Genomic DNA, 25,582 nt, shown 5'->3' on the forward strand with positions numbered 1-25,582 from the left:
TCCCTCACCCCGTGGATGACGCAAGCGCCTGGGGTGAGGGCAGAGAAGCGCTTAGCGACGGATCGCGATAGCTTCAATCTCAATCTTCACGTCTTTAGGCAGACGCGCGACTTCTACGCAGGAACGCGCCGGGAAAGTGGCGTTATGCTCGGTGAAGAACGCTTCATACGCGGCATTCACGGTGGCGAAATCGTTCAGATCTTTCACGAAAACGGTGGTTTTCACGATATCGCCCACTTTCAGGCCAGCGGCTTCAACGATAGCTTTTACGTTGTCCAGGGACTGACGCGCCTGCGCGGCGACATCTTCCGGCACGCTGCCGGTTTTCGGGTCTACTGGGATCTGGCCGGAAGTGATGATCATGCTACCCAGATCAACACCTTGTACATATGGGCCGATAGCTGCTGGTGCCTTTTCCGTCGCAATAGTTTTGCTCATAATATCTCCAGATGAACTGCAGTAATTAGGTCGTAGCCATTATAGGGAGGGCCGGTATTAATACCAACCGCAATTAGTTGGCCAGCACCACATAATGGGAAAACTCTTTTTCACAGTATTTGCATTTGAGTGCAATGTCATCGGCGCGTTTTTTCACTGCGAAACTCGACGAAACCGGCTCAGCGTGACTGATGCAGTTGCTGTTCGGGCAGACCAGCACGCTGTTGATGCGCTCCGGCAGGCTCGGGCGGGATTTGCCCACTACTTCGTAATCATCAATACGGTTAACCGTTGCGTCCGGCGCATACAGCGCCAGCTGATTGACCTGCTCATCGGTCAGAAAGGTGTTCTCGATTTTAATCAAATCTTTACGGCCCATCTCACCGGATGGCAGGTTCAGGCCGATGGTGATGCGCTGGTCGGTTTCGGTCAGCTTGAACAAGGTCAACAGTTTGAAGCCGACCTGGGCCGGGATATGGTCGATCACGGTGCCGCGCTTAATGGCTTCTACCTGCAGTTTATTGTCGTGTGTCATCTCTCATTCCCCCTTACTGTGCCAGCTCGCTATTCAATACCAGTGCCAGTAACGCCTGGCGGGCGAAGATGCCGTTGCCGGCCTGCTGGAAGTACCAGGCGTGCGGCGTTTTATCGACATCGGTGGTGATTTCATCAACGCGCGGCAGCGGGTGCAGCACTTTCATGTTGGCGCGCGCGCCTTCGAGATCCGCGGCGCGCAGTATGAACTGCGCCTTCACGTTGGCGTATTCCGATGGGTCAAGGCGCTCTTTCTGCACGCGCGTCATATACAGAATATCGACCTCTGCCATCACTTCGTCGATGGCGCTATGCAGGCTCCAGGCGATGCCTTTTTCATCCAGCATATCGAGAATATATTGCGGCATCGCCAGCGCGTCCGGGGCGATGAAGTAAAAGCGGTTGCCGTTGAATTTGGCCAGCGCCTGGGTCAGCGAGTGTACGGTACGGCCATATTTCAGGTCGCCGACCATCGCGACATTAAGATTCTCAAGGCGGCCCTGAGTTTCCTGAATGGTGAACAGGTCGAGCAGGGTTTGTGTCGGATGCTGATTGGCGCCGTCGCCGGCGTTGAGAATCGGCACGCCGCCGGAGAATTCGGTTGCCAGACGCGCGGCGCCTTCTTGCGGATGGCGCATCACGATAGCATCGACGTAGGTGCTGATAACCGAAATGGTGTCGGCCAGGGTTTCGCCTTTCTTACCGAGCGAGGTGTTGCTGCTGTCGGAGAAGCCGACCACGCTGGCGCCGAGGCGGTGCATGGAGGTTTCAAAAGAGAGACGAGTACGAGTGGAGGCTTCAAAGAAACAGCTGGCGATAACCTTATGCTTCAGCAGCTCGGGTTGCGGATTGGCTTTCAGCTTTGCGGCCGTCGCCAGCACCAGTTCGAGGTCTTCGCGGCTGAGATCGTTTATGGAAATGATATGTTTTTGATATAGCGGGTTAGCCATGCTTATCTCCTGACGCCTGAGCAAAAAAAAAGCCCCTTAAATAAGGGGCTTCGAGAATTCATTGAGCAACGGAAAGAAAAACGCCAGGCCAGCGCCTGCTTTCAGACGCGGTAAGACACAGCAATGTCGTACGCAATTGACCATATTTCCTCCCGGCAAAACGGCTGGCATTATACGCAGCTTTGATGAGCAATCAAGCGATTAATCCACAATCAGGGAAACGTTTGCCTGCGAAGGCTGCTCCAGCGCAAAAAACCGCGATAAAAATGTGGTCTGGCAGTGGTAAGCGGCGTATAAAACCAAAATGAAAAGCTGTTTTATATTTGAGGGTTCTTATGCTTATCGGCAATATTCATCATCTGCAATCCTGGCTGCCGGACGCGCTGCGTCAGGCGATTGAGCATGTTAAGGCTCACGTCAACGAGGCGACGCCGCTCGGCAAGCACGATATCGACGGCAACAATCTGTTCTATCTGATTTCTGAAGACAGCACCGAACCGCAGGCCGAACGTCGCGCCGAGTATCACGCCAGCTATCTGGATATCCAGATTGTGCTGCGTGGTCAGGAAGGGATGACTTTCAGCACCTTACCGGCAGGCGAGCCGCAGACTGACTGGCTGGCGGACAAAGACATCGCCTTCCTCGCCGAGGGAGCGCAGGAGAAAACCGTTATCCTTAACGAGGGGGATTTTGTGGTGTTTTATCCAGGCGAAGTGCATAAACCGCTCTGTGCGGTCGGGGCGCCGGCGAAGGTGCGTAAAGCGGTGGTGAAGGTATTGATGGCTTAAAACGGGTAGCCCGGATACGCGTAGCGCGCTATCCGGGAATCTACCGTGGTTAATGGCTATTTCCCAAGCGTCGCCACCATCACCGCTTTGATGGTGTGCATACGGTTTTCCGCCTGATCGAAGACGATGCTCGCCGGCGATTCAAAGACTTCATCGGTCACTTCCATGCCGCCGTGCAGTCCATACTCCGCCGCCATCTGTTTGCCGAGAATGGTCTGGTCATCGTGGAACGCGGGCAGACAATGCAGGAATTTCACCTGCGGGTTGCCGGTCAATTGCAGCATGGCTTTATTCACCTGATAGCCGCGCAGCAGGGCGATGCGCTCCGCCCATTTCTCTTTCGCCTCGCCCATCGATACCCACACGTCGGTATAAATGAAATCGGCGCCTTTTACGCCCGCTGCGATATCTTCCGTCAGGGTAATATTGCCGCCGTGCTTTTTCGCCAGCGCAGTGCATTCCGCTACTAAACCTTCATCCGGCCAGCAGGCTTTCGGCGCCACCAGGCGCAGGTCCAGTCCGGTCAGCGCGGCGGCTTCCAGCATCGAGTTACCCATGTTGTTACGCGCGTCGCCAGCGTAGACCAGCGTCATTTCATTAAATGCCTTACCCGGCAGGTGCTCTTGCATGGTCAGCAGGTCGGCCAGGAGCTGCGTCGGGTGGAATTCATCAGTCAGGCCGTTCCACACCGGCACGCCGGCATACTCCGCCAGGGTTTCCACCAGCTCCTGGCCGTAGCCGCGATACTGAATACCGTCATACATGCGGCCCAGCACGCGGGCGGTATCTTTCATGGATTCTTTGTGGCCAATTTGGCTTCCGCTGGAACCGAGATAGGTCACGCGGGCGCCCTGGTCGTAAGCGGCAACTTCGAAAGAGCATCGTGTGCGGGTTGAGTCTTTTTCGAAGATGAGCGCGATGTTTTTGCCCTTCAGTTTCTGGGCCTCGATGCCGTTTTTCTTATCGGCTTTTAATTGCGCGGCCAGGTCGACAAGGCCGGTAATTTCTGCAGCAGTAAAATCCAGTAATCTCAAGAAATGCTTCTGATATAACGCGGACATAATTCCCTCACCTGGCAAACGCCACTATTGAATTAAAATTCACTTTATATGTATGAATATTCATTTGCAACCCCGAGTTAGAAATCTTTTACACAGAAGGTGGAGGCAATCACGGCGGTATGTGACAATAGGAGTATCTGCCGCACATTATGAGGAACGAGCCATGGCAAACCCGGAACTACTGGAAGAACAGCGTGAGGAAACGCGTCTGATTATCGAAGAGCTGCTGGAAGATGGCAGCGATCCGGACGCGCTGTATACCATTGAGCATCATCTCTCTGCCGATGATTTCGAAACGTTGGAAAAAGTGGCGGTAGAGGCCTTCAAGATGGGTTATGAAGTCACCGAGCCGGAAGAGCTGGAAGTCGAAGAAGGCGAAGTGGTGATCTGCTGCGATATCCTGAGCGAAAGCGCGCTCAACGCCGATCTGATCGACGCCCAGGTTGAACAGCTGATGAACCTGGCGGAAAAATTCAACGTTGAGTATGACGGTTGGGGTACCTACTACGAAGACCCGAACGGCGAAGACGATGACGGCGAAGATGACGAAGATTTAATTGACGAAGACGACAACGGCGTACGCCACTAAGTCGTCAACGGATACGGCGGCGTCTGCCGCCGTATATACCCGTCCTGATTAGGGTATAGCCTGGAGCTTCAATGGATTACCCGCAAATACTCTCCCCGATTTTAGCATTTCTTCACTGTCCTACGCCGCAGGCGTGGATTGACGAAGCCCGTAAACCGGAAAACCTGCCGCTGCTGCTGACCGACCATATGGTATGCGAGCTGAAAGCGGCGCAAAACGCCATGCTGCTGGTACGCCGCTACGTCGCCGATAAAGACGGCGCCGACGAGCTGCTGGAATGCCTGAAACCGTACGAAGACTTTACCTATCGCCGTGGGCCGGAGCCGGATTTTGTCGCTCTGCATAAACGGATCAACAAAAGCGCTATGCCGCGAACCAACGACCCGTGGGGTAACCAGTTGCTCGACAGCATGATTCTGTTGATCAAAGAGGAGCTGCATCACTTCTGGCAGGTGCGTGAGATCATGCTGGCGCGGGATATCCCTTACGTCAAAATCACCGCCAGCAACTATGCCCGCGGTATGCGTCGGGAGGTGCGATCGCACGAGCCGGTGATGCTGATCGATAAGCTGATTTGCGGCGCTTATATCGAAGCGCGCTCCTGCGAGCGTTTTGCCGCGCTGGCGCCGTGGCTGGATGATGATTTACAGAAGTTTTATCTGTCGTTGCTGCGCTCCGAGGCCCGTCATTATCAGGATTACCTGGACCTGGCGCAGAAGATAGCGGGGGAAGATATCAGCGAGCGGGTGCGCCAGCTTGGCGAGGCGGAAGCGGCATTGATTCTCCGCCCGGAGCCCGAGTTCCGCTTTCACAGCGGCGTACCGACGGCGCCGTAGTCAGCGATTTTCGGACCCGGTAGCCACTAATACTGGCAGTTTCAGTAGTCATGGGGAGAGATAGCGTTGAGAGCTTTAGCTCGTAATGGTACGGGCCGTAGGTCGGGTAAGGCGTTAGCCGCCACCCGACAAAAAATGGCACCGCGAGCCCGGGACATCCCCCGGCTAGCGCTACGCTTAGCCGGGCTACCGAACTGTAGCCCCGGTAAGCGTAGCGCTACCGGGGACGCCTGCGCTATCGAGGCGTTACAGCGTTTTCAACATCCGCACTTCACAATCGACGTGGCCGGTGCAGCCCAGCGGCCCGTCGATGTGTTCAAATCCGAGATGTTCATAAAGGGCAATCGCCTCTTTCAAAAAAGCGGTGGTCTCCAGATAGCAGCGTTTAAAACCCTGCTCGCGGGCGTGATCCATCGCCATCAGCGCCAGCTTTTTCGCCAGCCCTTTGCCGCGCGCCGCGGTCATAAAGTACATTTTCTGCAGCTCACAGATATCGGACTCACTACACGAGAGCGGCGCCACGCCGCCGCCGCCAACCACTTCGCCATTTTGCTCCACAACCCAATAGGCGGAGCCCGGTTGGCTATAAAGTTCATAGAGTTCATCCAGGTTGGGATCAGCGACCGTATAGCCTTTATCGGCGGTCAGGCCGTATTCCGCGGAGACCTGGCGGATAACTTGGGCGATGGCGGCATTATCTGCCGCCGTAATGCGGCGTAAAGTAAAGGTCTGTGGCGCAGCAAGATTCATAGAATCACTCAATTTTAGCTTAAATAACCATACATTGTTTTAATACCATTATTCTTTAACCGACGCAAGGCGTGCATAAATATATTGCCGAGTAATTTCAAAATAATATATTCTGCATATTTAATGATGGTTATTCTGACTTATTATTTATATATATAATTTAAAGTACAAGGATGGCGGGGTTATGGATATTACTTTAGGGAAGAAGCCGCGTGCTAGTCATTATTTTGTCTTTCACGGACGGGCTCGCCCCTATTTCTTTATTTGTTTGGTCAATATTATACTGTCAGTAATTACTTTAGGGATATTCATTCCCTGGGCATGGGTACGTAGTCGCCGTTACCTTTGTGAAAATATGGAGGTTAACGGTAACCGTTTTGCTTACCACGGGAAGGGTTTCACGATTTTACTTAGCTGGCTGCTAATGTTTATCGTGCTGGTTTTACTCAGTCTGGCGCTTGCCATTTTCTCTCACGGCAGCGAAGAATGGGTGACGTTAGCATATCTTATCCTGCTGCCAGTCATGGTAATGAAGGGGTTAAGCTACCACGCGAATATGACCTCATTCGCTAATATTCGTTTCGGGTTTAAATGTAATCTGCTGCGCGCATGGTGGATTATGCTTGGGTTACCATTGCTGATTGGCGTGCTAATGGTGGTTATCCTCTCCATTCCTGGAAGTCGTCTCTGGTTAGGCTATGGCATAAATGGCATGCTAGTGGGTTTCGTTGTGCTGGTTTTACTGGCGCTGTGTGTGATGGCCGTCGCCAGCGGGGTGGTTTACAGCCACTGGCTTGAACTGATCGGCAAAGGCGCAAGCTTAGGCAAAAATAAATTTAATATTTATATTAGCACTAAGCGTTGCGTCGTGGCTTTTTTATGGGCAATGGTAATTCTATTGCCATTTATTATACTGTTTTTCGGGTTTTTCGTTTCCGCATTCATGCAAATGATTACAGGATGTATGTTCGGCTTGTGTAATGAAAATACGGTTCTGTTTATGGCATTACGGCATCTTGGAACGGTGGCAGGAGGAAATTTATTTCTCACCATCGGCATCGTGTTAGCCATGACGTATATCCAGGTAGCTTTACGTAATCACGCTTGGAATAATTTGGTGCTTGGCGACAGCATTCATTTTCGTTCTACTCTGACGTTTTTTGGTCTTGCCCCGCGTTTATTGGCTCTGACGTTTCTTTCTCTGCTGACATTGGGTCTGGCGTACCCCTGGTTAAAGATTAATTTGATGCGCTATATTGCCGCCAACACCGAGGTAATGGGTGACGTTGAAACGCTCGACCTGCAGCAAGATGAGGCCCATAAACCGCCAGTACCTGGCAAATTGTTCAGCGGTTTTTTACCTAACCTGCCGTTCTTATAATGTAAAAAAGCCGGAGCAAGCTCCGGCTTTTTATGCTTTGGCGAGTTATTACAGCGCGGCGATCACCGCCTGCTGTTCAATCAGTTTCGCTTTCGCTTCTGCATAGCCTTCCAGCTTCTCACGCTCTTTGGCGATAACCGCTTCCGGCGCGCGGGCCACAAAGCCTTCGTTGGACAGCTTGCTTTCGATACGGCCGATTTCCGCTTCGACTTTCGCCACTTCTTTTGCCAGACGCGCCAGCTCGGCTTCTTTGTCGATAAGACCCGCCATCGGGATCAGCAGCTCGGCGCCGTCGATAATCTTGGTCACGGAAACTGGACCTTTATCATCGGCAGGCAGCACGGTGATGCTTTCCAGACGCGCCAGGTTCAGCAGGAAGCTGCGGTTGTCGTTAACACGACGCTCGGCATCTTTGCTACAGCCGCGCAGCAGCAGTTCCAGCGGTTTACCCGGAGCAATATTCATTTCCGCCCGGATGTTACGTACGGCAACGATCGCCTGCTTCAGCCATTCGGTATCCGCCAGCGCCGCTTCATCAACCTGAGAAGCCTCATACTGCGGGAACGGCTGCAGCATGATGGTGTCAGCGTTAATACCGCAAATGACCTTCACGCGTTGCCAGATGGTTTCCGTGATGAACGGGATGATCGGATGCGCCAGGCGCAGCAGACCTTCCAGCACGGTCACCAGCGTATGGCGAGTGCCGCGCAGTTCCGCTTCGCTGCCACCGTTCATGACCGGCTTGGTCAGTTCGAGGTACCAGTCGCAGAACTGGTTCCAGGTGAACTCATACAGGATGCCCGCGGCGATATCGAAGCGGAAGTTATCCAGCGCTTCGCGGTACGCTTTCACGGTCTGGTTGAATTCAGCCAGGATCCAGCGGTCGGCCAGGGACAGCACCATCTCGCCGCCGTTGAAACCGCAATCCTGATCTTCGGTATTCATCAGCACGAAGCGGCTGGCGTTCCACAGCTTGTTGCAGAAGTTACGGTAACCTTCCAGACGCTTCATATCCCAGTTGATGTCGCGGCCGGTAGAGGCCAGCGCCGCCAGGGTAAAGCGCAGGGCGTCAGTGCCGTGCGGCTCGATGCCGTTCGGGAACTGTTTCTCGGTACGCTTGCGGATTTTTTCCGCCAGTTGCGGCTGCATCATGTTGCCGGTACGTTTCTCCAGCAGCTCCGGCAAGGTGATGCCGTCAACCATATCCAGCGGGTCAATGACGTTACCCTTGGATTTGGACATCTTCTGGCCTTCGTCGTCGCGGATAAGGCCGGTCATGTAGACGGTCTTAAACGGAACCTGCGGCTTGCCGTTTTCATCTTTGATGAAGTGCATGGTCATCATGATCATGCGGGCAATCCAGAAGAAGATAATGTCGAAGCCGGACACCATCACGCTGGTCGGGTGGAACTGACGTAGCGCGTCGGTGTTTTCCGGCCAACCGAGGGTGGAGAAGGTCCATAGCGCGGAAGAGAACCAGGTATCCAGAACATCTTCGTCCTGACGCAGGGCAACGTCGGCGCTCAGGTTGTTTTCCTGACGCACTTCGTCTTCGCTACGGCCAACGTAGACGTTGCCGTCGTTGTCATACCATGCCGGGATGCGGTGACCCCACCACAGCTGACGGGAAATACACCAATCCTGAATATCGCGCATCCAGGAGAAGTACATGTTTTCGTACTGCTTCGGCACGAACTGAATGTCGCCATTCTCAACGGCTTCAACTGCCGGCTTGGCCAGCACGTCCGCACGCACGTACCACTGGTCGGTCAGCATCGGTTCGATAACCACGCCGCCGCGGTCGCCGTAAGGCACGGTCAGGTCGTGCGGTTTGATTTCTTCCAGCAGGCCCAGCGCGTCGACGGCGGCAACCATCGCTTTACGCGCGGCAAAACGTTCCATCTTCTGGAATTCAGCCGGGATCTCGTTGGAATAGACGTCGGATTCATTGCCTTTGGTATCGTAGACTTCCGCGCTTTCGCGGATGTCGCCATCAAAGGTCAAAATATTAATCATCGGCAGCTGATGACGGCGGCCAACTTCGTAGTCGTTAAAGTCGTGCGCTGGGGTGATTTTCACGCAGCCGGTGCCTTTTTCCATATCGGCGTGTTCGTCGCCAACAATCGGAATGCGGCGGTTAACCAGCGGCAGCACCACGAATTTACCAATCAGGTCTTTGTAGCGCGGGTCTTCCGGGTTTACGGCCACGCCGGTATCGCCCAGCAGGGTTTCCGGACGAGTGGTGGCGACCACCAGGTAATCTTTACCGTCAGCGGTTTTCGCGCCATCGGCCAGCGGATAGCGGATGTGCCACATGGAACCTTTCGATTCGCGGTTCTCTACTTCCAGGTCAGAGATGGCGGTGCGCAGTTTCGGGTCCCAGTTCACCAGGCGCTTGCCGCGATAAATCAGGTCTTCTTTGTACAGGCGAACGAAGACCTCTTTCACCGCGTTGGACAGGCCTTCGTCCATTGTGAAGCGCTCGCGCTCCCAGTCTACGGAGTTGCCGAGGCGGCGCATCTGGCGGGTAATAGTGCCGCCGGATTCCGCTTTCCACTGCCAGATTTTATCGATGAAGGCATCGCGACCGTAGTCGTGGCGGGTTTTACCTTCTTCAGCGGCAATCTTACGCTCAACCACCATCTGGGTGGCGATACCCGCGTGGTCGGTACCGGCCTGCCACAGGGTGTTTTTACCCTGCATGCGCTGGTAGCGAATCATGGTATCCATGATGGTTTGCTGGAAGGCATGACCCATATGCAAACTGCCGGTGACGTTCGGCGGCGGGATCATGATGCAGAAGCTCTCCTGGCTTTCATCACCATTCGGTTTGAAATAGCCCTGCTTTTCCCAGTGCTCGTAAAGCGGCTGTTCGATATCTTGTGGGTTGTATGTCTTTTCCATTATTTCCAGGTTGCCGTGTTCAGGTTGAAACCAGCCATGCGGTACGCTTTATAGCGTTCGCGCGCCAGTTGTTTCAGAGAATCTTCGTAAGGGACAAAGTCTATCACTTCTGTGAAAGCGGTGGCAAAATCTGCAAAGTTTAGCCGCAGGCTGATAAGAATATCCCGCGGACTGCTGTTGCGCTTTTGCGGCCAGGCAATTTCTACCGGCGCGCCGCCTCTCGGGCCTTCGCCCGCCAGGTTATGCGGTACAAAGCTCTCCGGCGGCCGCGTCCACAGCGCTTCGTCGAGGCGAATAGCCTGCTGTTCATCTTCACAGGCGATCAATACGCGCTTGCCGTTGCGCCAACGTTCTGCGGCAATTTCACACACCAGCTGTTCGACGGCGCTGAGCTCGTCGACGGTGTCTTCGTTGTCCAGAAGATAGAACGTTGCGTTTTTCATATATGGGGCTTCTTGTTGTGGATTTAAATGCAAAGCCGGGTGGCGCTACGCTTACCCGGCCTACAAACGGCATCTTTCCGTCGGCCCGGTAAGCGTAGCGCCACCGGGCATCAGACGGCAATCACTCTTCGCCGTTAAAACCCGCACGATTGAGCAGGAACTGAGACAGCAGCGCCACCGGACGACCGGTTGCGCCTTTGGCCTTCCCGGAACGCCAGGCGGTACCGGCGATGTCGAGGTGCGCCCAGTTGTACTTGCGGGTGAAGCGTGACAGGAAGCAGCCAGCGGTAATCGCGCCGCCAGGACGGCCGCCGATGTTGGCCATATCCGCAAAGTTGGACTCCAGCTGATCCTGGAACTCGTCGGCCAGCGGCAGACGCCATGCGCGGTCGCCGGCCAGTTCGGAGGCGCCGATCAGCTCATGAGCCAGCGGGTTATGGTTCGACATCAGGCCGGTGATGTGATGACCGAGGGCAATCACGCAGGCGCCGGTCAGCGTTGCGACATCGATAACCGCTTCCGGTTCGAAGCGCTCAACGTAGGTCAACACGTCGCACAGCACCAGACGGCCTTCGGCATCGGTATTCAGCACTTCAACGGTCTGTCCGGACATGGTGGTCAGAACATCGCCCGGGCGATACGCGCGGCCGCCAGGCATGTTTTCACAACCCGCCAGCACGCCGATGACGTTGAGCGGCAGCTGCAGCTCGGCAACCATTCGCATTACGCCGTAAACCGCCGCCGCGCCGCACATGTCGTACTTCATCTCGTCCATGCCTTCGGCAGGCTTGATGGAGATACCGCCGGAGTCGAAGGTCAGGCCTTTACCGACCAGCACGATAGGGCGCGCGTCTTCAGACGGGTTGCCTTTATACTCGATGACCGACATCAGCGACTCGTTCTGCGAACCGTTACCGACGGCGAGATAGGAGTTCATCCCCAGCTCGCGCATCTGCTGTTCGCCGATCACGCGGGTGATAACATTCTTGCTGTAAGTGTCGGCCAACTGGCGCGCCTGGGAAGCAAGGTAAGCCGCGTTACAGATATTCGGCGGCATGTTGCCGAGGTCTTTCGCCGCTTTGATACCGGCTGCGATCGCCAGGCCATGTTGAATGGCGCGTTCGCCGCTGGTGAGCTCGCGGCGAGTCGGCACGTTGAAGACCATTTTACGCAGCGGACGACGCGGCTCGCTTTTGTTGGTCTTCAACTGATCGAAGCTGTACAGCGTCTCTTTGGCGGTTTCAACGGCCTGGCGAACTTTCCAGTAGTTGTTGCGACCTTTAACGTGCAGTTCGGTCAGGAAGCAGACGGCTTCCATCGAACCAGTGTCATTCAGAGTATTAATGGTTTTCTGAATAACTTGTTTATACTGACGTTCATCCAGTTCGCGCTCTTTACCACAGCCGATGAGCAGAATGCGCTCAGACAGGATGTTCGGCACATGGTGCAGTAACAAGGTCTGGCCAGGCTTGCCTTCGAGCTCGCCGCGACGCAGCAGGGCGCTGATGTAACCGTCGCTGATTTTATCGAGTTGTTCGGCGATGGGGGAGAGGCGACGTGGTTCGAAGACGCCGACCACGATACAGGCACTCCGCTGCTTCTCCGGGCTACCGCTTTTTACACTGAACTCCATGCACTATGCTCCTGAATCTTAAAGACAACAGTGGTGGCTACGGCTATACTCGTCGCCTTTCCAGTTGCAGATGCGTTGGCTACGCCTGCTTACCCCTGACGCTGGCTGATGCCGCTCCGGGGCTTCACAGTCCTGCCGCCTTTCTACAACTCGAAATCCATTGAGTATATAATTGCAAGCTTTCGTAACTCATGTCCGCTGTTGCGGTGACTTCGTGTTAATCTTAACGTTATTACGGCTTTGGTTCGTCAGAAAAGATCCTGATACGCAGAACCGATGAGTCATTTAATCTTAGCGATGTTTTCGACGACAAAAGAGAATAAATGACGTTTAAGCCATGAAACAAGCAATTTTCCTGCAATAAGACGGGTTTTTACGGGCGTATTTATAGTGATAATCATAAGATATCTGGTTCGTGAGACGCTGAAAAGCCAGTTGGCGATCCTATTCATCCTGTTGCTGATTTTCTTCTGTCAGAAACTCGTCAGGATCCTCGGCGCCGCAGTAGATGGCGATATCCCGACCAACCTGGTGCTCTCGCTGTTAGGGCTGGGCGTACCGGAAATGGCGCAGCTCATTCTGCCCCTGAGTCTTTTCCTCGGGCTGTTGATGACGCTCGGCAAACTGTATACCGAAAGTGAAATTACGGTGATGCACGCCTGCGGCTTAAGTAAAGCCGTATTGATTAAGGCGGCGATGATCCTCGCCCTGTTTACCGGCGCCGTCGCGGCGGTCAACGTGATGTGGGCGGGGCCGTGGTCGTCGCGCCATCAGGACGAAGTACTGGCGGAAGCCAAAGCCAACCCTGGAATGGCGGCGCTGGCTCAGGGCCAGTTCCAGCAGGCCAGCGACGGCAGCGCGGTGCTGTTTATCGAAAACGTCAACGGCAACCGCTTTAGCGACGTGTTCCTGGCGCAACTGCGGCCTAAAGGCAACGCGCGTCCTTCCGTGGTGGTGGCGGATTCCGGCGAGCTGTCGCAGAAAAAAGACGGCTCCCAGGTGGTCACCATGACCCAGGGGACGCGTTTTGAAGGCACGGCGATGCTGCGCGATTTCCGTATTACCGACTTCAAAAACTACCAGGCGGTTATTGGCCATCAGGCGGTAGCGGCCGATCCCAGCGACACCGAACAGATGAATATGCGCACCCTGTGGCGTACCGACACCGATCGCGCCCGCGCCGAACTGCACTGGCGCTTCACGCTGGTGGCGGCGGTGTTCATGATGGCGCTGATGGTTGTCCCGCTCAGCGTGGTGAACCCGCGTCAGGGCCGCGTGCTGTCGATGCTGCCGGCGATGCTGCTGTATCTGGTGTTTTTCCTGCTGCAAACGTCGATCAAATCGAACGCGGGTAAAGGCAAAATGGACCCCGCCATCTGGATGTGGGGCGTGAACCTGCTCTACTTCGCGCTGGCGGTGCTGCTTAACCTGTGGGATACGGTGCCGATGCGTCGTTTCCGTGCCCGGTTTAATAAAGGAGCGGTGTGATGCAGGCGTTTGGCGTACTTGACCGCTATATCGGTAAAACCATTTTTAACACCATCATGATGACGCTGTTCATGCTGGTGTCGCTCTCCGGCATTATTAAGTTTGTCGACCAGCTGAAAAAAGCCGGGCAGGGCAGCTATGATGCGCTGGGAGCAGGACTCTATACCATTCTCAGCGTGCCAAAAGATGTGCAAATCTTCTTCCCGATGGCGGCCCTGCTTGGGGCTTTGCTGGGGCTGGGGATGCTGGCGCAGCGTAGCGAACTGGTGGTGATGCAGGCTTCCGGCTTTACCCGTATGCAGGTGGCGCTGGCGGTGATGAAAACGGCGATCCCGCTGGTGTTGTTGACCATGGCGATGGGTGAATGGGTGGCGCCGCAGGGCGAACAGATGGCGCGTAACTACCGAGCGCAGCAGATGTACGGCGGTTCGCTGCTGTCGACCCAGCAGGGTTTGTGGGCGAAAGACGGGCATAATTTTGTCTACATTGAACGAGTAAAGGGTAACGATGAGCTGGGCGGGGTGAGCATCTACCAGTTTAACGATAACCGTCGTCTGCAATCTGTCCGTTACGCCGCTTCCGCTAAGTTTGATAATGAAGCTAAGGTTTGGCGTCTGTCGCAGGTTGATGAGTCCGACCTGACCGATCCGAAGCAGGTAACCGGCACCCAGATGGTCAGCGGTACCTGGAAGACCAAACTAACGCCGGATAAACTCGGCGTGGTTGCGCTGGATCCGGATGCGCTGTCAATCAGCGGCCTGCATAACTACGTGACCTATCTGAAGTCCAGCGGTCAGGATCCGGGCCGTTACCAGCTCAACATGTGGAGCAAAATCTTCCAGCCGCTGTCGGTGGCCGTGATGATGCTGATGGCGCTGTCGTTTATTTTTGGTCCATTGCGGAGCGTGGCGATGGGCGTGAGGGTTGTTACCGGGATTAGCTTTGGCTTTATCTTCTACGTCCTCGACCAGATATTTGGCCCACTGACGCTGGTTTACGGCATACCGCCAATCATCGGCGCGCTGCTGCCAAGCGCAAGCTTCTTCCTGATAAGCCTTTGGCTGATGATGAGAAAAGCGTAGTTCGATAAATGACCCGGCCAAGCGCAAGCAACGCCGGGTTTTTTGTGCCTGCCGTTTGAGTGGCTATCCGCAGTGTAATGCCCTGTATTGTTGTCGCCCGGATCGGACGCAGCGCGCCGCAATCCGGGGCTCGACACTGACGTTAACGGCGCCTTCCGCCAAGCAGGCTGCCCAGCATGCCGCGGACAATCTGGTTGGTGACCTGACGTACGGCGCTTTTGGCCGCGGTCTGTACGATACCGTCTCGTTTACCGCCGCGCGGGCCGGTCGTGCCGAACAGAATATCTTTCAGTCCGCCGAGCAGCCCGTCGTCATCGCCGCTTTGTTGGCCTTTTGCCGGCGGTGCCGACTGCTGCTCTGTGGCGACCTGCACCCCTTTTTGCAGCATTTCGAAGGCCGACTCGCGGTCAATCTCTTCTTCATACTTGCCGTACAGCGCCGAGTGGTTAATCAGGCCATTACGCTCATCATCGCTGACCGGCCCCATCCGTGAACATGGGGCGATGACCATCGCACGCTCGACGACCGACGGGCTGCCTTTTTCGTCGAGGAAGGAGATCAGCGCTTCGCCGGTACCGAGCTCCTGAATGGCCTGCTCGGTACTGAACGCCGGATTGGCGCGCATGGTCTGGGCGGCGGTCTTCACCGCTTTTTGATCCTTCGGGGTAAAGGCTCGCAGGGCATGCTGCACGCGGTTGCCCAACTGGCCGAGCACGGCATCCGGGATATCCGACGGATTCTGCGAGACAAAATAGACGCCGACTCCTTTAGAACGGATAAGGCGAATCACCTGCTCGATTTTATCCAGCAGTACCTGCGGCGCATCGTTAAACAGCAGGTGGGCTTCGTCGAAGAAGAACACCAGCTTCGGTTTTTCGAGGTCGCCGGCTTCCGGCAGGCGCTCGTAGAGTTCGGAGAGCATCCACAGCAGGCTGGCGGCGTACAGCTTCGGCATCTGATAGAGCTTTTCGGCGCTGAGGATATTAATCACCCCTTTACCGCTGGCATCGACACGCATCCAGTCCTGAATATCCAGCATCGGTTCGCCGAAGAAGTGCTCTGCGCCTTGCTGCTCCAGGGTCAACAGCCCACGTTGGATAGCGCCTACCGACGCGCTGCTGATGTTGCCGTACTGATTCTGGAAAGCTTTGGCGTTATCGCCAATAAACTGGGTAATGGCGCGAAGATCTTTAAAGTCGAGCAGCAGCAGACCGCGATCGTCAGCGATACGGAAAATAATGTTCAGCACGCCGCTTTGTACTTCATTCAGGTTGAGCAAGCGGGCGAGCAGCAGGGGGCCGAGGTCAGATACCGTGGCGCGCACCGGGTGGCCCTTTTCACCAAAGATATTCCAAACAACCACCGGGTTGGCGTGCGGCTCCCAGTCGGTAACGCCGATTTTTTCCAGACGCGCCTGAAGTTTCTCAGAGCTCTGGCCTGCCTCCGCGATACCGGTCAGGTCGCCTTTCACATCGGCCATAAAGACCGGCACGCCGATCTCAGAAAACGACTCCGCCAGCTTTTGCAGAGTAACGGTTTTACCGGTGCCGGTGGCGCCGGTAATTAAGCCGTGACGGTTGGCCATTGCCGGCAGCAGGTGGAGCTGTTTGTCCAGCGTGCGTGCAATTAGCAGGGGTGAGCTCATGATCGATTCCTCCATTTATCCTGCGTCGATTATAGGCAACCTGACAGCAAAAAGAGGGAGGAAATCGATAACTCTCAACGTTTAATCTCACGCGCAGTGGCGTTGAATCAGCGCAATGCTCTGTTCAATCTCGCGGCGAATATCCTCTTCACGCCATGACGCCAGCTGCGGGGCGAAAGGCTCGAAGGCGTAATCGCCACGATATCCGCGGGCTTCGAGATGTTTTATCTGCTGGCAGGTCAGCAGCCTATCTTGTGGTGTCAGCATGATGCGCTCGTCGTCGGTCAACTGTTCGCGCGGGCGGGGATCGTCGACGCCGGAGAGATGCACCAGGCCTATATCAGTAATGTCCAGCTGGCTGAATTCCTCTTCAGCTTGTGGATAAAGATGATGGTGGAAAGTATCAATTAATATCTTAAACGGTACCTGGGCGTCGCGAATAAGCGCCTGCGCCTGCGCCGCCGAGCGCAGCGAACTTTGTGGGAAGCCCAGCGGCTCGACCAGACCCTGAATGCCATATTGTTCGAACAGCGGCGCCAGCTCGCGCATAGCGGCAAGCGTTTCTTGCGGCGCTACGGTGGTGCCATCGTTTAACGGGCACATCACCAGCGATTTGGCGCCAATAGCCTGCGCCTCTTTTAGCAGCGACTCCGTCAGGTGACGTACTTCAGCGCTGCGGCGGTTGAAGGGATAGACGGCGTTGATCGTCAGAATTTCAAGCTGGTATCGGTCGGCCAGCCTGCGCACCTGCTGGTGGGTAAGCGCGTCGGTGACTTTACCGCTGGGTAAATCATTACGCAGCTCGACCTTATGCAGCCCGAGTTCGCTCACCAGACGGAAAAACGCCTCAATGCTGAGCGACGGCGCAATTTTACGATTGATACAGAAACGCTGCGGGGCAATGGCCATTTGACACTCCTGACAAGATGTTGACTGGTTTAGTTCGATTGCCAGATAGTTAAAATGTTTATTTCATCATTAGCAATGGATGAAATGATGGTTATTTGAGCACGATCGCAAAATAGTTGCTGCGCCATTTCATGGTTTACATCAAAGCTAACCGCATAAAATCTCACCTTCTATACTGCTGTGATATGAAATCACATAGAGAGAGGCTTGCTGAAAAATGCGACAGCTATCACCAAAGTGGAATTTCATTTTATCTGTTTATTGAAATATAAATTTCATTTTACTACGGTTATAGCACAGCACAATCAGCGACGGGCCGTAACTTGAACGGCCTTCTACACTATGAGGCGAGAAGATGACTATCACAGGTAACTTTATTGGTGGGAAAACGGTAACCAGCAGCAGCCGCGAAACGATGCCGGTGTACGACCCGGCCACTGGCGATGTAGTTCGCGAAGTCACGCTTTCCACCGCGCAGGAGGTTTCCGACGCAATCCAGGTCGCTCGCGACGCTTTTGACAGCTGGTCCCGTACCACGCCGTTGCGCCGCGCCCGCGTGCTGTTCAATTTTAAAATGCTGCTCGAACAGCACGTCGATGAACTGGCGGGAATTATCGTTAGCGAGCACGGCAAAGTGTGGTCCGATGCGTTGGGCGAGCTGACCCGCGGCATGGAAGTGGTTGAGTTCGCCTGCGGTATTCCGCATCTCATTAAAGGTGAGTTTTCTTCCGACGTGGGTACCGGCGTCGACAGCTATTCGCTCATGCAGCCGCTGGGCGTGGTGGCGGGGATAACGCCGTTTAATTTCCCGGCGATGGTGCCGATGTGGATGTTCCCCATCGCGCTGGCCTGCGGCAACAGCTTCGTGCTGAAACCACCGGCGCTGGCGCCAACCGCGGCGGTACGCATGGCTGAGTTACTGAAAGAAGCCGGTCTGCCGGATGGCGTCTTTAACGTCATCCATTGCAGCAATGAAGATGCCGAGCAGCTTTATACCGACCCGCGTATTGCCGCCGTCAGCTTTGTCGGCTCCTCCGGCGTGGCGGAATATATCTATAAAACCGCCAGCGCTCACGGAAAACGCGTCCAGGCGTTTGGCGCGGCGAAAAACCATGCCATCGTGATGCCGGACGCCGATCTTGATGCGACCGTGAATGCCATTATGGGCGGCGCGTATGGTTCCGCTGGCGAGCGCTGTATGGCCCTGCCGGTAGTGGTGGCCGTCGGTGACGAGACCGCAGATAAGTTAATCGCCCGCCTGAAACCATTAGTTGAGTCGCTGAAAGTCGGTCCCGGCTGCCTGCGCGGCAAAGACGAAAACGAAATGGGGCCGGTGGTATCCGAAGCGCATCAGAAAAAAGTACTCGGCTATATTGATAAGGGCGTCAGCGAAGGGGCGTCGTTGGTGGTGGATGGCCGCAGGCTGCGCGTAGCCGGGCATGAGGACGGATATTACGTTGGCGGTACGCTGTTTGACCACGTCACTCCTGAAATGACCATCTGGCGCGAAGAGATATTTGGTCCGGTGCTGGGGATCGTTCGCGTCGCTGATTACCAAAGTGCGCTGGCGCTGGTTAACAGCCATGAATTTGGCAACGGCAGCGCCGTCTTTACCAGCAACGGCCATACCGCCCGCGAGTTCGTCCATGACGTACAGGCCGGCATGGTTGGCGTCAACGTACCGGTGCCGGTGCCGATGGCCTTCCATAGCTTCGGCGGCTGGAAGCGCTCGGTATTTGGCGCGCTGAACGTCCACGGGCCGGACGGCGTCCGCTTCTATACCCGTATGAAAACTGCCACCGTGCGCTGGCCGCAGGGGCAGCAAACCGTATCTGAATTCAGTATGCCGACGTTAGGTTAATCGGCGAAGGAGAACGCTATGTCGTTATTGGCTAAAGCGCAAAAAGAGGGACATATCCAGCACATCACCCCGCAGAGCGCGGGGTGGCAGTATATTGGCTTTGATGTCTGGATGTTAAAACAGGGGCAAACCGTGACTCTGGAGAGCGGCGAGCGTGAGCTATGTCTGGTACTGGTTTCCGGGCTGGCCTCGATCAAAACTCAGCACGCCGATTTTCCCGACCTTGGTAAACGCATGTCGCCATTCGAGCGTACGCCGCCGTGTTCGGTCTATGTGCCGCCGCACGATAAGGTCGAGGTCACTGCAGATTCCGATCTTGAGCTGGCGGTTTGCAGCGCGCCGGGCAAAGGCAGCTTCCCGGCGCGAGTGATACGGCCTGAGGATGTCGGCGTAGAGCATCGCGGTAAAGGGCGCAACCAGCGCCTGGTGCACAATATTCTGCCGGATAATGCGCAGGCGGATTGCCTGCTGGTGGTGGAAGTCTACACCGAAGAAGGGGCGACTAGCTCCTGGCCATCGCACAAGCACGATACCGCGCTGCCGGGGCAGGAAACCCAGCTGGAAGAGACCTACTACCACCGCTTCGATCCGCCGCAAGGCTTTGCCTTTCAGCGAGTGTACACCGATGACCGCAGCCTGGATGCCTGTATGGCGCCCTATAACCATGATGTGGTGATGGTGCCGCGCGGCTATCATCCGGTAGCGGCGATCGCCGGTTACAACAGCTACTATCTGAACGTAATGGCGGGGCCGGATCGTAAGTGGCTATTTACCTGGGAAGACGATCACGCCTGGATCAACAGCGATCGCTATTCATAGGGCGCGATAAACGAGAAAAGCCGGGGATGTCCCGGCTTTTTTGTCTGTTGATTGCCGTTGTTTACAGCGTAGCGCAACGGGTAATCAGGCGCGGTGCTGCTGTGGCTCTTTGCTGCTATTCAATGCCAGCGATACCGCCAACGTCTGCGCCAGGCACAGCGAGGCCACCTGCGAACGGAAACCATCTACCTGCGCTTCACGCACCACAAAGCACACATCACTGAAGGCGGCAAGCGGGCTTACCTGGCTATCGGTAATGGCGATTTGTCGCGCCTTGCGCTGGGCGCCAAGCTCAACCAGCTCCACCACTTCACGGGCATAAGGCGAGAAACTCACCGCCACGACCACATCCTTCGGCCCCACCAGACTGAGCTGCTCGGTGAACATCCCGCCGAGGCCGTCAATCAGGAAGGCTTTGCGATCCAGATGGCGCAGCGCGTAGGTCAGGTAAGAGGCGACGCTGAACGAACGACGCAGGCCGATGACATAGATATTTTCCGCATCCGCCAGTAAATCTACCGCGCGGTTGAGGTCTTCGCCGGAGGTCTGCATTGCCAGTTGCTGCAGCGCCTGGGTATTGACCATGCTGAACATGTTGAGGATTTCCGTCGGCGTTTCCGGCGGCGTCGTTTCGTCGTTAGTGGTCTGGCGGAACAGACGCGCGCGCTCGGTGTAGTTGGCGGTCTCTTCCATCAGATGCTGCCTGAACATCTGCTTCATTTCGTTAAAGCCGCTAAAGCCAAAGGCGTTAGCGAAGCGAATCAGCGTTGAGGGCGGAACGTCAGCCTGTTGCGCAATGGAGGCTACGGTATCGAAAGCAACGCTATTACTGTTATCCAGTATATAGCGCGCCACCTGCTTCAGACGTTTGCTGAGCGTGTCGTAGCGCCGTCTGATTTCATCCTGCAGGATGGTCAGTTGGGTCGGATTATTAGCCATAAGTTGCGCTCTGAGAAAATGGAAGGAATATGGCTTCCAGTGTACCAAATGAAGCGAATTTTTCATTTTTTGCGATGAAATACGCGATTCATTTCACGAAGAAACCGCAGGCCCGCCATTTTCAAGGAAGAGGCGGGCCTGAAGGAGGTTAGCCGCGCGCTTCGCGCCAGTAGCCAATGAGCCGCAGATAGTTACGCTTTACTTCATCGATCAGCGCAGCATCATCCAGTTCGCCCTGCATCCAGCGGCGCGAAGGTTGGCCAAAGATGGTGCGGCCGACGGCGAAGCCTTTGATCATTGGGTGTCTGGCCGCTTCGGCAAAACCGGCGCGCAGACGATCCGATGGCGCATCCAGCCCCAGGAGCAGGATCCCGCGACACCACGGGTCTTCACGCTCGATAAGCGCGGAGATCCGCTCCCACTGCGCGCTGGCCAGCGGCGGCAGCTTCCACCAGTCTGGCTGGATGCCTAACTGATAGAAGTGCTCCAGCATGGTGTGGTAGTGGCGTTCGTCTTTGTCTGGCCCGTTCTCCGGTAGGATCACTTCCACCAGCAGTTCGTGCCCGGACTTATTACAGGCCTGCCATACTTCCAGCAGCAGCGCGTCCTGCTCGGCGCGCAGCGCCGCCGGATCGTCCGGATGGTAAAAGACCAGACATTTGACGACGTGCTCCAGCGGCCAGTCGATCAGCTGCGAGCCAATATTGCCATGCTCAAGGCGCAGCGGACGTGAACTGGGGAGCTCGATCGGCCGGCCGATCCACCAGCCTTTACCGGTAATGGCGTTAAGCGCACGCTGGCCGTAGGTGCCGTCGGCCAGGATACCGCTACGCTGTTCAAGCCCGGCCTCAGCGGCTGCGGCTTCGGCGGCTGCCAACAGTAGCAGCTTGAGCCGGGGAATGCAGGCCGGATCGCGGCCGGTTTCTAACGCCAGGTCCGCCAGTTGTTTGCGGTGGTCAAAGGCGAAGATACATAGCTCTGGCCACGGCTGGCGGCGGCTGGTCACCCGGTGCAAGTGATTGAGCCGCGCATCGATATCCGGGCGCGGAACGGCATCTGCCCGCGATAGATAATCATCAAGTTCGACTTTCGTCGGCATCGCCGGCGCGCAGCCGTGGCGCGAAACCACCAGCGCGCCGCAGGCGTTGGCGTAGCGGCAGGCCTGTTCCCAGCCTTCATCATTCAGCCAGCCGCGCAGCAGGCCGGACATAAAGGCGTCGCCGGCGCCGAGCACGTTAAGCACCTCGACGCGAACGCCCTGCTGCAGCGGGACGCTATCCCAGCTATCCGGGATCGCGCCTTCCAGCACCACGCAACCCATCGGCCCGCGCTTGCAGACCAGCGTCGCGTTAGTGGCGTGGCGCACGTTTTTCAGCGCGGTGAGGGTGTCGGTACTGCCGCCGGCAATATGAAACTCCTCTTCGGTGCCCACGACTAAATCGAACAGATGCAGAACTTCCTGCAGCTGGCGGGTCACCGGTCCGGATTCAATGAAACGCGTTTCACCGTCGCCAAGTGAAGTCAGCCCCCACAGCACCGGGCGATAGTCGATATCCAGTGCGGTACGCAGACCGTGGCGGCGGGCGTATTCCAGCGCTTTCAGCACCGCTTCGCGGGTATTGGCATGTGAAAGATGCGTGCCGGTCACCGCCAGAGCGCGGGAAGAAGCGATGTACTGTTCATTAATATCGTCAGGCGTCAGCGCCATATCGGCGCAGTTGTCACGGTAGAAAATGAGCGGGAAGGTATCCTGATCCTTGATTCCCAGCATCACCAATGCGGTCAGCCGGTCTTTATCAGTGATCAGGTATTCGGTATCGACCCCTGCGCGGCTGAGGGTTTCACGCAGGAAGCGACCGTTGTGTTCATCGCCAACGCGGGCCAGCATCGCTGATTTCAACCCCTGAATCGCGGTGCCAAAGGCGACGTTGCCTGAGGAGCCGCCGAGATATTTGGCGAAACTCGCCACATCTTCCAACCTTGCCCCTATCTGCTGGGCGTAGAGATCGACGGCCACCCGGCCAATACAGATGACGTCGAGCCGCTTAACTGCTGCATTCATCGCTTGGGTTTCCTTTTGCATATTTGCTGCCAGGAGAAGGTCGCTCGAGTGACGGTCTGCCGTGAACAGCCTGATGGTTATTGGTTATCTCTAGTTTGAGAAATAAATATTTCATTTTCAAATCTAATCGAAATTAAAAAACCAAAAGTGTGAAGGATCTACCACTCTGCGCGGCTGAGCAGCTGCCTGCTCATACATGCTGTCTGTGTCCCGTTTACCCATGTTCCCCTTTTTTTAATATCAATATTATCCATAATTTTCATGTAGATAATTTTGTTTTTCCTCTTTTGTTTGGAAGCCTTCTCGCGAAGGAGATGTAAGTGAAACGTGTGAAATGGGTAGAGAGTTTGATCCTTCTCGCAAAATGAAACATTTCTTCTGTATTTGTGTTTAATGAAAAAAATGTTTGCCTATAATCCAAAAATATTCCAGTGGACGTTAACGGCTTTCCCGCACCTACGCCATCTTCTTTGGCGAGCAAAGCGCTAACTCACACGACAAATACTGAACGATAAGGATTAGGCAACATGGGCAAACTGAGACTGACAATGGCGCAGGCGCTGGTGAAGTTCCTTGATAACCAGTATCTGGAGGTGGACGGCGAAGCGCAGAAATTCGTGAAAGGGATTTTCGCTATCTTTGGTCACGGCAACGTGTTGGGCTTAGGCCAGGCGCTGGAAGAGAACAGCGGCGAACTGCGGGTTTTCCAGGGGCGTAATGAACAAGGCATGGCCCATGCGGCCACCGGCTTCGCCCGTCAATCACTGCGCCGGCAGATCATTGCCTGCACTTCTTCCATCGGTCCCGGGGCGGCCAACATGATCACCGCCGCGGCGACGGCTACGGCCAACCGTATCCCGTTGTTATTACTGCCGGGCGATGTATTTGCCACCCGTCAGCCGGATCCGGTACTGCAGCAAATCGAACAGAGCCACGATCTGAGTATCACGACTAACGACGCATTTCGCGCGGTGAGTAAGTACTGGGATCGTATTACCCGCCCGGAACAGCTCATGAGCGCCTGCATTAATGCCATGCGCGTGCTGACGGATCCGGCGGAAACCGGCGCCGTCACCTTGTGTCTGCCGCAGGACGTGCAGGGTGAAGCCTGGGATTATCCCGAGTCCTTTTTTGCCCGCCGCGTCCACCGTCTGGATCGCCGTCCGCCAAGCGCGGCGCAGCTGGCTGATGCGGTAGCGGCAATAAAAGCCAGCCGTAAACCGCTCATCGTCTGCGGCGGCGGCGTGAAATATTCCGCGGCAGGCGATGCGCTGGTGAGCTTCGCCGAACGTTACGGGATTCCGTTTGCGGAAACGCAGGCCGGTAAGGGCACGGTGGTTTCATCGCATCCGCTGAACGTCGGTGGCGTTGGCGAAACGGGCTGTCTGGCTGCCAACCTGTTGGCGAAAGAGGCCGATTTGGTCATCGGTATCGGCACACGCTTTAGCGATTTCACTACCTCCTCGAAATGGATATTCCAATCCCCTGGCGTGCGCTTTCTTAACGTTAACGTCAGTAATTTTGATGCCTGGAAGCTGGACGGCATCCCAATGCTGGCGGACGCCCGCGAGGCGCTAAGCGCGCTCAGCGCTGCGCTGTCGAACGAGCCCTGGCAGGCAGAATGGGGCGCGCAGATTGCAAGCGTCCAGAGCCGGCAGATGAAAGAGACCCAGCGCGTCTATCAGGCGGTCTGGCAGGAAACGGATTTCGTACCAGAAATTGATGACCATATTGACCGCGAATCGGTATATCGCGAATTCCGTCAAATCACGGATTCTACCCTGACGCAAAGCAGCGTTCTTGGCCTGCTGAACGAGTCGCTGGCGGCGGATGCGGTCATTGTGGCGGCGGCGGGCAGCCTGCCGGGGGATTTACAACGCGTCTGGCGCAACCGGGCGCCGAATACCTATCACGTCGAGTACGGCTACTCATGCATGGGTTATGAAGTCAACGCCGCTCTCGGCGTGAAGCTGGCGCAGCCGCAGAGCGAGGTCTATTCGCTGGTCGGCGATGGCTCCTTCATGATGCTGCACTCTGAGCTGGTCACCTCCCTGCAGGAGCGGGCGAAGATCAACGTCATCCTGCTCGACAACATGGCGAACGGCTGCATCAACAACCTGCAGTTGGAACACGGTATGGATAGCTTCGGCACCGAGTTTCGCTACCGCTCGGCGGAAAACGGCCAGCTGCAGGGCGGGCTGGTACCGGTGGATTTCGCCACGATCGCTTCCGGCTACGGCTGCAAGACCTGGCGGGTCACCACCCTCGATGAGCTTCGCCACGCGCTGGATGCCGCTCGCCGTGAAACCGTCAGCACGCTTATCGACATTAAAGTACTGCCGAAAACCATGGTCCACAAATACGGTAGCTGGTGGAACGTTGGCGTGGCGCAGGCGGCGCTGTCGGAACGTATCCGTAAAGTCGCTGAAATGATTAATGAAAAACGCGCCCAGGCGCGGGATTACTAACA

22 protein-coding genes are annotated in these 25,582 nt (G+C 55.8%); 9 read left to right on the plus strand and 13 right to left on the minus strand.

What is annotated here, in order from left to right; genetic code table 11:
* Positions 1–51 precede the first annotated feature (51 nt).
* The 4 genes from ridA to PGR09_RS19900 form a co-directional block, all read right to left on the minus strand.
* Complete coding sequence (ridA, locus tag PGR09_RS19885; RefSeq protein ID WP_020079786.1) at positions 52–438, minus strand: 2-iminobutanoate/2-iminopropanoate deaminase; 387 nt, start codon at positions 436–438, stop codon at positions 52–54.
* Positions 439–511: 73 nt separating this feature from the next.
* The gene (pyrI, locus tag PGR09_RS19890; RefSeq protein ID WP_015368555.1) at positions 512–973 is read right to left on the minus strand and encodes an aspartate carbamoyltransferase regulatory subunit; all 462 of its coding nucleotides are present in this window, start codon (positions 971–973) and stop codon (positions 512–514) included.
* 13 nt (positions 974–986) lie between these two features.
* Positions 987–1,922 carry an aspartate carbamoyltransferase gene (gene pyrB / locus PGR09_RS19895; protein WP_045394707.1) on the minus strand — a complete coding sequence of 312 codons (936 nt, stop codon included), beginning with the start codon at positions 1,920–1,922 and terminating at the stop codon, positions 987–989.
* Positions 1,923–1,958: 36 nt separating this feature from the next.
* Positions 1,959–2,093: a pyrBI operon leader peptide gene (locus tag PGR09_RS19900; RefSeq protein ID WP_072201274.1), complete on the minus strand. Its 135-nt coding sequence runs from the start codon at positions 2,091–2,093 to the stop codon at positions 1,959–1,961.
* Between the two features lie 164 nt (positions 2,094–2,257).
* On the opposite strand from PGR09_RS19900, the gene PGR09_RS19905 reads away from it, so the two are divergent.
* Entirely contained in the window at positions 2,258–2,710 is a 453-nt protein-coding gene (locus tag PGR09_RS19905) for a YhcH/YjgK/YiaL family protein (protein ID WP_320482891.1), read from the plus strand.
* Between the two features lie 56 nt (positions 2,711–2,766).
* Here the strand turns inward: PGR09_RS19905 and argF are convergent, their stop codons facing one another.
* The gene (gene argF / locus PGR09_RS19910) at positions 2,767–3,771 is read right to left on the minus strand and encodes an ornithine carbamoyltransferase (protein ID WP_045378488.1); all 1,005 of its coding nucleotides are present in this window, start codon (positions 3,769–3,771) and stop codon (positions 2,767–2,769) included.
* Positions 3,772–3,934: 163 nt separating this feature from the next.
* On the opposite strand from argF, the gene rraB reads away from it, so the two are divergent.
* Both rraB and miaE read left to right on the plus strand, forming a co-directional pair.
* Entirely contained in the window at positions 3,935–4,360 is a 426-nt protein-coding gene (gene rraB / locus PGR09_RS19915) for a ribonuclease E inhibitor RraB (protein WP_015368550.1), read from the plus strand.
* Positions 4,361–4,431: 71 nt separating this feature from the next.
* Entirely contained in the window at positions 4,432–5,196 is a 765-nt protein-coding gene (gene miaE / locus PGR09_RS19920; protein WP_430916449.1) for a tRNA isopentenyl-2-thiomethyl-A-37 hydroxylase MiaE, read from the plus strand.
* 246 nt (positions 5,197–5,442) lie between these two features.
* Here miaE and PGR09_RS19925 read toward each other — a convergent pair whose 3' ends face one another.
* Positions 5,443–5,946, minus strand: coding sequence for a GNAT family N-acetyltransferase (locus tag PGR09_RS19925; protein WP_045394710.1), 504 nt, complete (start codon positions 5,944–5,946; stop codon positions 5,443–5,445).
* Between the two features lie 184 nt (positions 5,947–6,130).
* On the opposite strand from PGR09_RS19925, the gene PGR09_RS19930 reads away from it, so the two are divergent.
* A complete protein-coding gene (locus PGR09_RS19930) occupies positions 6,131–7,327 on the plus strand; it encodes a YjgN family protein (protein ID WP_430916450.1) in 1,197 nt (398 codons plus the stop codon).
* A 48-nt stretch (positions 7,328–7,375) separates the two neighbouring features.
* On the opposite strand, the gene PGR09_RS19935 is transcribed toward PGR09_RS19930, so the two are convergent.
* The 3 genes from PGR09_RS19935 to pepA all read right to left on the minus strand — a co-directional run bounded on the left by PGR09_RS19935 (position 7,376) and on the right by pepA (position 12,307).
* The gene (locus PGR09_RS19935; RefSeq protein WP_045394712.1) at positions 7,376–10,231 is read right to left on the minus strand and encodes a valine--tRNA ligase; all 2,856 of its coding nucleotides are present in this window, start codon (positions 10,229–10,231) and stop codon (positions 7,376–7,378) included.
* Positions 10,231–10,674 carry a DNA polymerase III subunit chi gene (holC, locus tag PGR09_RS19940; protein WP_020079783.1) on the minus strand — a complete coding sequence of 148 codons (444 nt, stop codon included), beginning with the start codon at positions 10,672–10,674 and terminating at the stop codon, positions 10,231–10,233. The genes PGR09_RS19935 and holC overlap by 1 nt, the downstream gene beginning before the upstream one ends.
* Before the next feature lie 121 nt (positions 10,675–10,795).
* Positions 10,796–12,307, minus strand: a complete 1,512-nt coding sequence (pepA, locus tag PGR09_RS19945; protein WP_008807121.1) for a leucyl aminopeptidase — start codon at positions 12,305–12,307, stop codon at positions 10,796–10,798.
* Between the two features lie 390 nt (positions 12,308–12,697).
* On the opposite strand from pepA, the gene lptF reads away from it, so the two are divergent.
* Entirely contained in the window at positions 12,698–13,795 is a 1,098-nt protein-coding gene (gene lptF / locus PGR09_RS19950; protein WP_113374820.1) for an LPS export ABC transporter permease LptF, read from the plus strand.
* The gene (gene lptG, locus PGR09_RS19955; protein WP_045394714.1) at positions 13,795–14,877 is read left to right on the plus strand and encodes an LPS export ABC transporter permease LptG; all 1,083 of its coding nucleotides are present in this window, start codon (positions 13,795–13,797) and stop codon (positions 14,875–14,877) included. Before lptF ends, lptG begins: the two co-directional genes overlap by 1 nt.
* A gap of 142 nt (positions 14,878–15,019) precedes the next feature.
* Here the strand turns inward: lptG and PGR09_RS19960 are convergent, their stop codons facing one another.
* Together PGR09_RS19960 and PGR09_RS19965 are read right to left on the minus strand one after the other, a co-directional pair.
* Positions 15,020–16,522, minus strand: a complete 1,503-nt coding sequence (locus PGR09_RS19960) for a helicase HerA-like C-terminal domain-containing protein (protein ID WP_430916451.1) — start codon at positions 16,520–16,522, stop codon at positions 15,020–15,022.
* An 87-nt stretch (positions 16,523–16,609) separates the two neighbouring features.
* Entirely contained in the window at positions 16,610–17,431 is an 822-nt protein-coding gene (locus PGR09_RS19965; RefSeq protein WP_315712406.1) for a TIM barrel protein, read from the minus strand.
* A 355-nt stretch (positions 17,432–17,786) separates the two neighbouring features.
* Here PGR09_RS19965 and PGR09_RS19970 point away from each other — a divergent pair, with 355 nt between their 5' ends.
* Together PGR09_RS19970 and iolB are read left to right on the plus strand one after the other, a co-directional pair.
* Positions 17,787–19,292 carry a CoA-acylating methylmalonate-semialdehyde dehydrogenase gene (locus tag PGR09_RS19970; protein WP_015368538.1) on the plus strand — a complete coding sequence of 502 codons (1,506 nt, stop codon included), beginning with the start codon at positions 17,787–17,789 and terminating at the stop codon, positions 19,290–19,292.
* A gap of 18 nt (positions 19,293–19,310) precedes the next feature.
* Entirely contained in the window at positions 19,311–20,111 is an 801-nt protein-coding gene (iolB, locus tag PGR09_RS19975; RefSeq protein WP_430916452.1) for a 5-deoxy-glucuronate isomerase, read from the plus strand.
* 84 nt (positions 20,112–20,195) lie between these two features.
* Here the strand turns inward: iolB and PGR09_RS19980 are convergent, their stop codons facing one another.
* A complete protein-coding gene (locus tag PGR09_RS19980; RefSeq protein ID WP_015368536.1) occupies positions 20,196–21,050 on the minus strand; it encodes a MurR/RpiR family transcriptional regulator in 855 nt (284 codons plus the stop codon).
* A 148-nt stretch (positions 21,051–21,198) separates the two neighbouring features.
* The gene (locus PGR09_RS19985; RefSeq protein ID WP_063415873.1) at positions 21,199–23,112 is read right to left on the minus strand and encodes a bifunctional 5-dehydro-2-deoxygluconokinase/5-dehydro-2-deoxyphosphogluconate aldolase; all 1,914 of its coding nucleotides are present in this window, start codon (positions 23,110–23,112) and stop codon (positions 21,199–21,201) included.
* Between the two features lie 527 nt (positions 23,113–23,639).
* Between PGR09_RS19985 and iolD the strand changes: the two genes are divergently transcribed.
* Positions 23,640–25,580, plus strand: a complete 1,941-nt coding sequence (gene iolD, locus PGR09_RS19990; RefSeq protein ID WP_430916453.1) for a 3D-(3,5/4)-trihydroxycyclohexane-1,2-dione acylhydrolase (decyclizing) — start codon at positions 23,640–23,642, stop codon at positions 25,578–25,580.
* Positions 25,581–25,582: the final 2 nt, after the last annotated feature.

It is taken from the genome of Klebsiella sp. 141251, from assembly GCF_050600725.1.
GTDB classification, from domain to species: Bacteria; Pseudomonadota; Gammaproteobacteria; order Enterobacterales; family Enterobacteriaceae; genus Klebsiella; species Klebsiella aerogenes.

What these genes read in the sequence shown, in the direction of transcription:
- ridA (WP_020079786.1), bottom strand. Translation starts at nt 438, where the DNA reads ATGAGCAAAACTATTGCGACGGAAAAGGCACCAGCAGCTATCGGCCCA.
- pyrI (WP_015368555.1), bottom strand. Translation starts at nt 973, where the DNA reads ATGACACACGACAATAAACTGCAGGTAGAAGCCATTAAGCGCGGCACC.
- pyrB (WP_045394707.1), bottom strand. Translation starts at nt 1,922, where the DNA reads ATGGCTAACCCGCTATATCAAAAACATATCATTTCCATAAACGATCTC.
- PGR09_RS19900 (WP_072201274.1), bottom strand. Translation starts at nt 2,093, where the DNA reads ATGCCAGCCGTTTTGCCGGGAGGAAATATGGTCAATTGCGTACGACAT.
- PGR09_RS19905 (WP_320482891.1), top strand. Translation starts at nt 2,258, where the DNA reads ATGCTTATCGGCAATATTCATCATCTGCAATCCTGGCTGCCGGACGCG.
- argF (WP_045378488.1), bottom strand. Translation starts at nt 3,771, where the DNA reads ATGTCCGCGTTATATCAGAAGCATTTCTTGAGATTACTGGATTTTACT.
- rraB (WP_015368550.1), top strand. Translation starts at nt 3,935, where the DNA reads ATGGCAAACCCGGAACTACTGGAAGAACAGCGTGAGGAAACGCGTCTG.
- miaE (WP_430916449.1), top strand. Translation starts at nt 4,432, where the DNA reads ATGGATTACCCGCAAATACTCTCCCCGATTTTAGCATTTCTTCACTGT.
- PGR09_RS19925 (WP_045394710.1), bottom strand. Translation starts at nt 5,946, where the DNA reads ATGAATCTTGCTGCGCCACAGACCTTTACTTTACGCCGCATTACGGCG.
- PGR09_RS19930 (WP_430916450.1), top strand. Translation starts at nt 6,131, where the DNA reads ATGGATATTACTTTAGGGAAGAAGCCGCGTGCTAGTCATTATTTTGTC.
- PGR09_RS19935 (WP_045394712.1), bottom strand. Translation starts at nt 10,231, where the DNA reads ATGGAAAAGACATACAACCCACAAGATATCGAACAGCCGCTTTACGAG.
- holC (WP_020079783.1), bottom strand. Translation starts at nt 10,674, where the DNA reads ATGAAAAACGCAACGTTCTATCTTCTGGACAACGAAGACACCGTCGAC.
- pepA (WP_008807121.1), bottom strand. Translation starts at nt 12,307, where the DNA reads ATGGAGTTCAGTGTAAAAAGCGGTAGCCCGGAGAAGCAGCGGAGTGCC.
- lptG (WP_045394714.1), top strand. Translation starts at nt 13,795, where the DNA reads ATGCAGGCGTTTGGCGTACTTGACCGCTATATCGGTAAAACCATTTTT.
- PGR09_RS19960 (WP_430916451.1), bottom strand. Translation starts at nt 16,522, where the DNA reads ATGAGCTCACCCCTGCTAATTGCACGCACGCTGGACAAACAGCTCCAC.
- PGR09_RS19965 (WP_315712406.1), bottom strand. Translation starts at nt 17,431, where the DNA reads ATGGCCATTGCCCCGCAGCGTTTCTGTATCAATCGTAAAATTGCGCCG.
- PGR09_RS19970 (WP_015368538.1), top strand. Translation starts at nt 17,787, where the DNA reads ATGACTATCACAGGTAACTTTATTGGTGGGAAAACGGTAACCAGCAGC.
- iolB (WP_430916452.1), top strand. Translation starts at nt 19,311, where the DNA reads ATGTCGTTATTGGCTAAAGCGCAAAAAGAGGGACATATCCAGCACATC.
- PGR09_RS19980 (WP_015368536.1), bottom strand. Translation starts at nt 21,050, where the DNA reads ATGGCTAATAATCCGACCCAACTGACCATCCTGCAGGATGAAATCAGA.
- PGR09_RS19985 (WP_063415873.1), bottom strand. Translation starts at nt 23,112, where the DNA reads ATGAATGCAGCAGTTAAGCGGCTCGACGTCATCTGTATTGGCCGGGTG.
- iolD (WP_430916453.1), top strand. Translation starts at nt 23,640, where the DNA reads ATGGGCAAACTGAGACTGACAATGGCGCAGGCGCTGGTGAAGTTCCTT.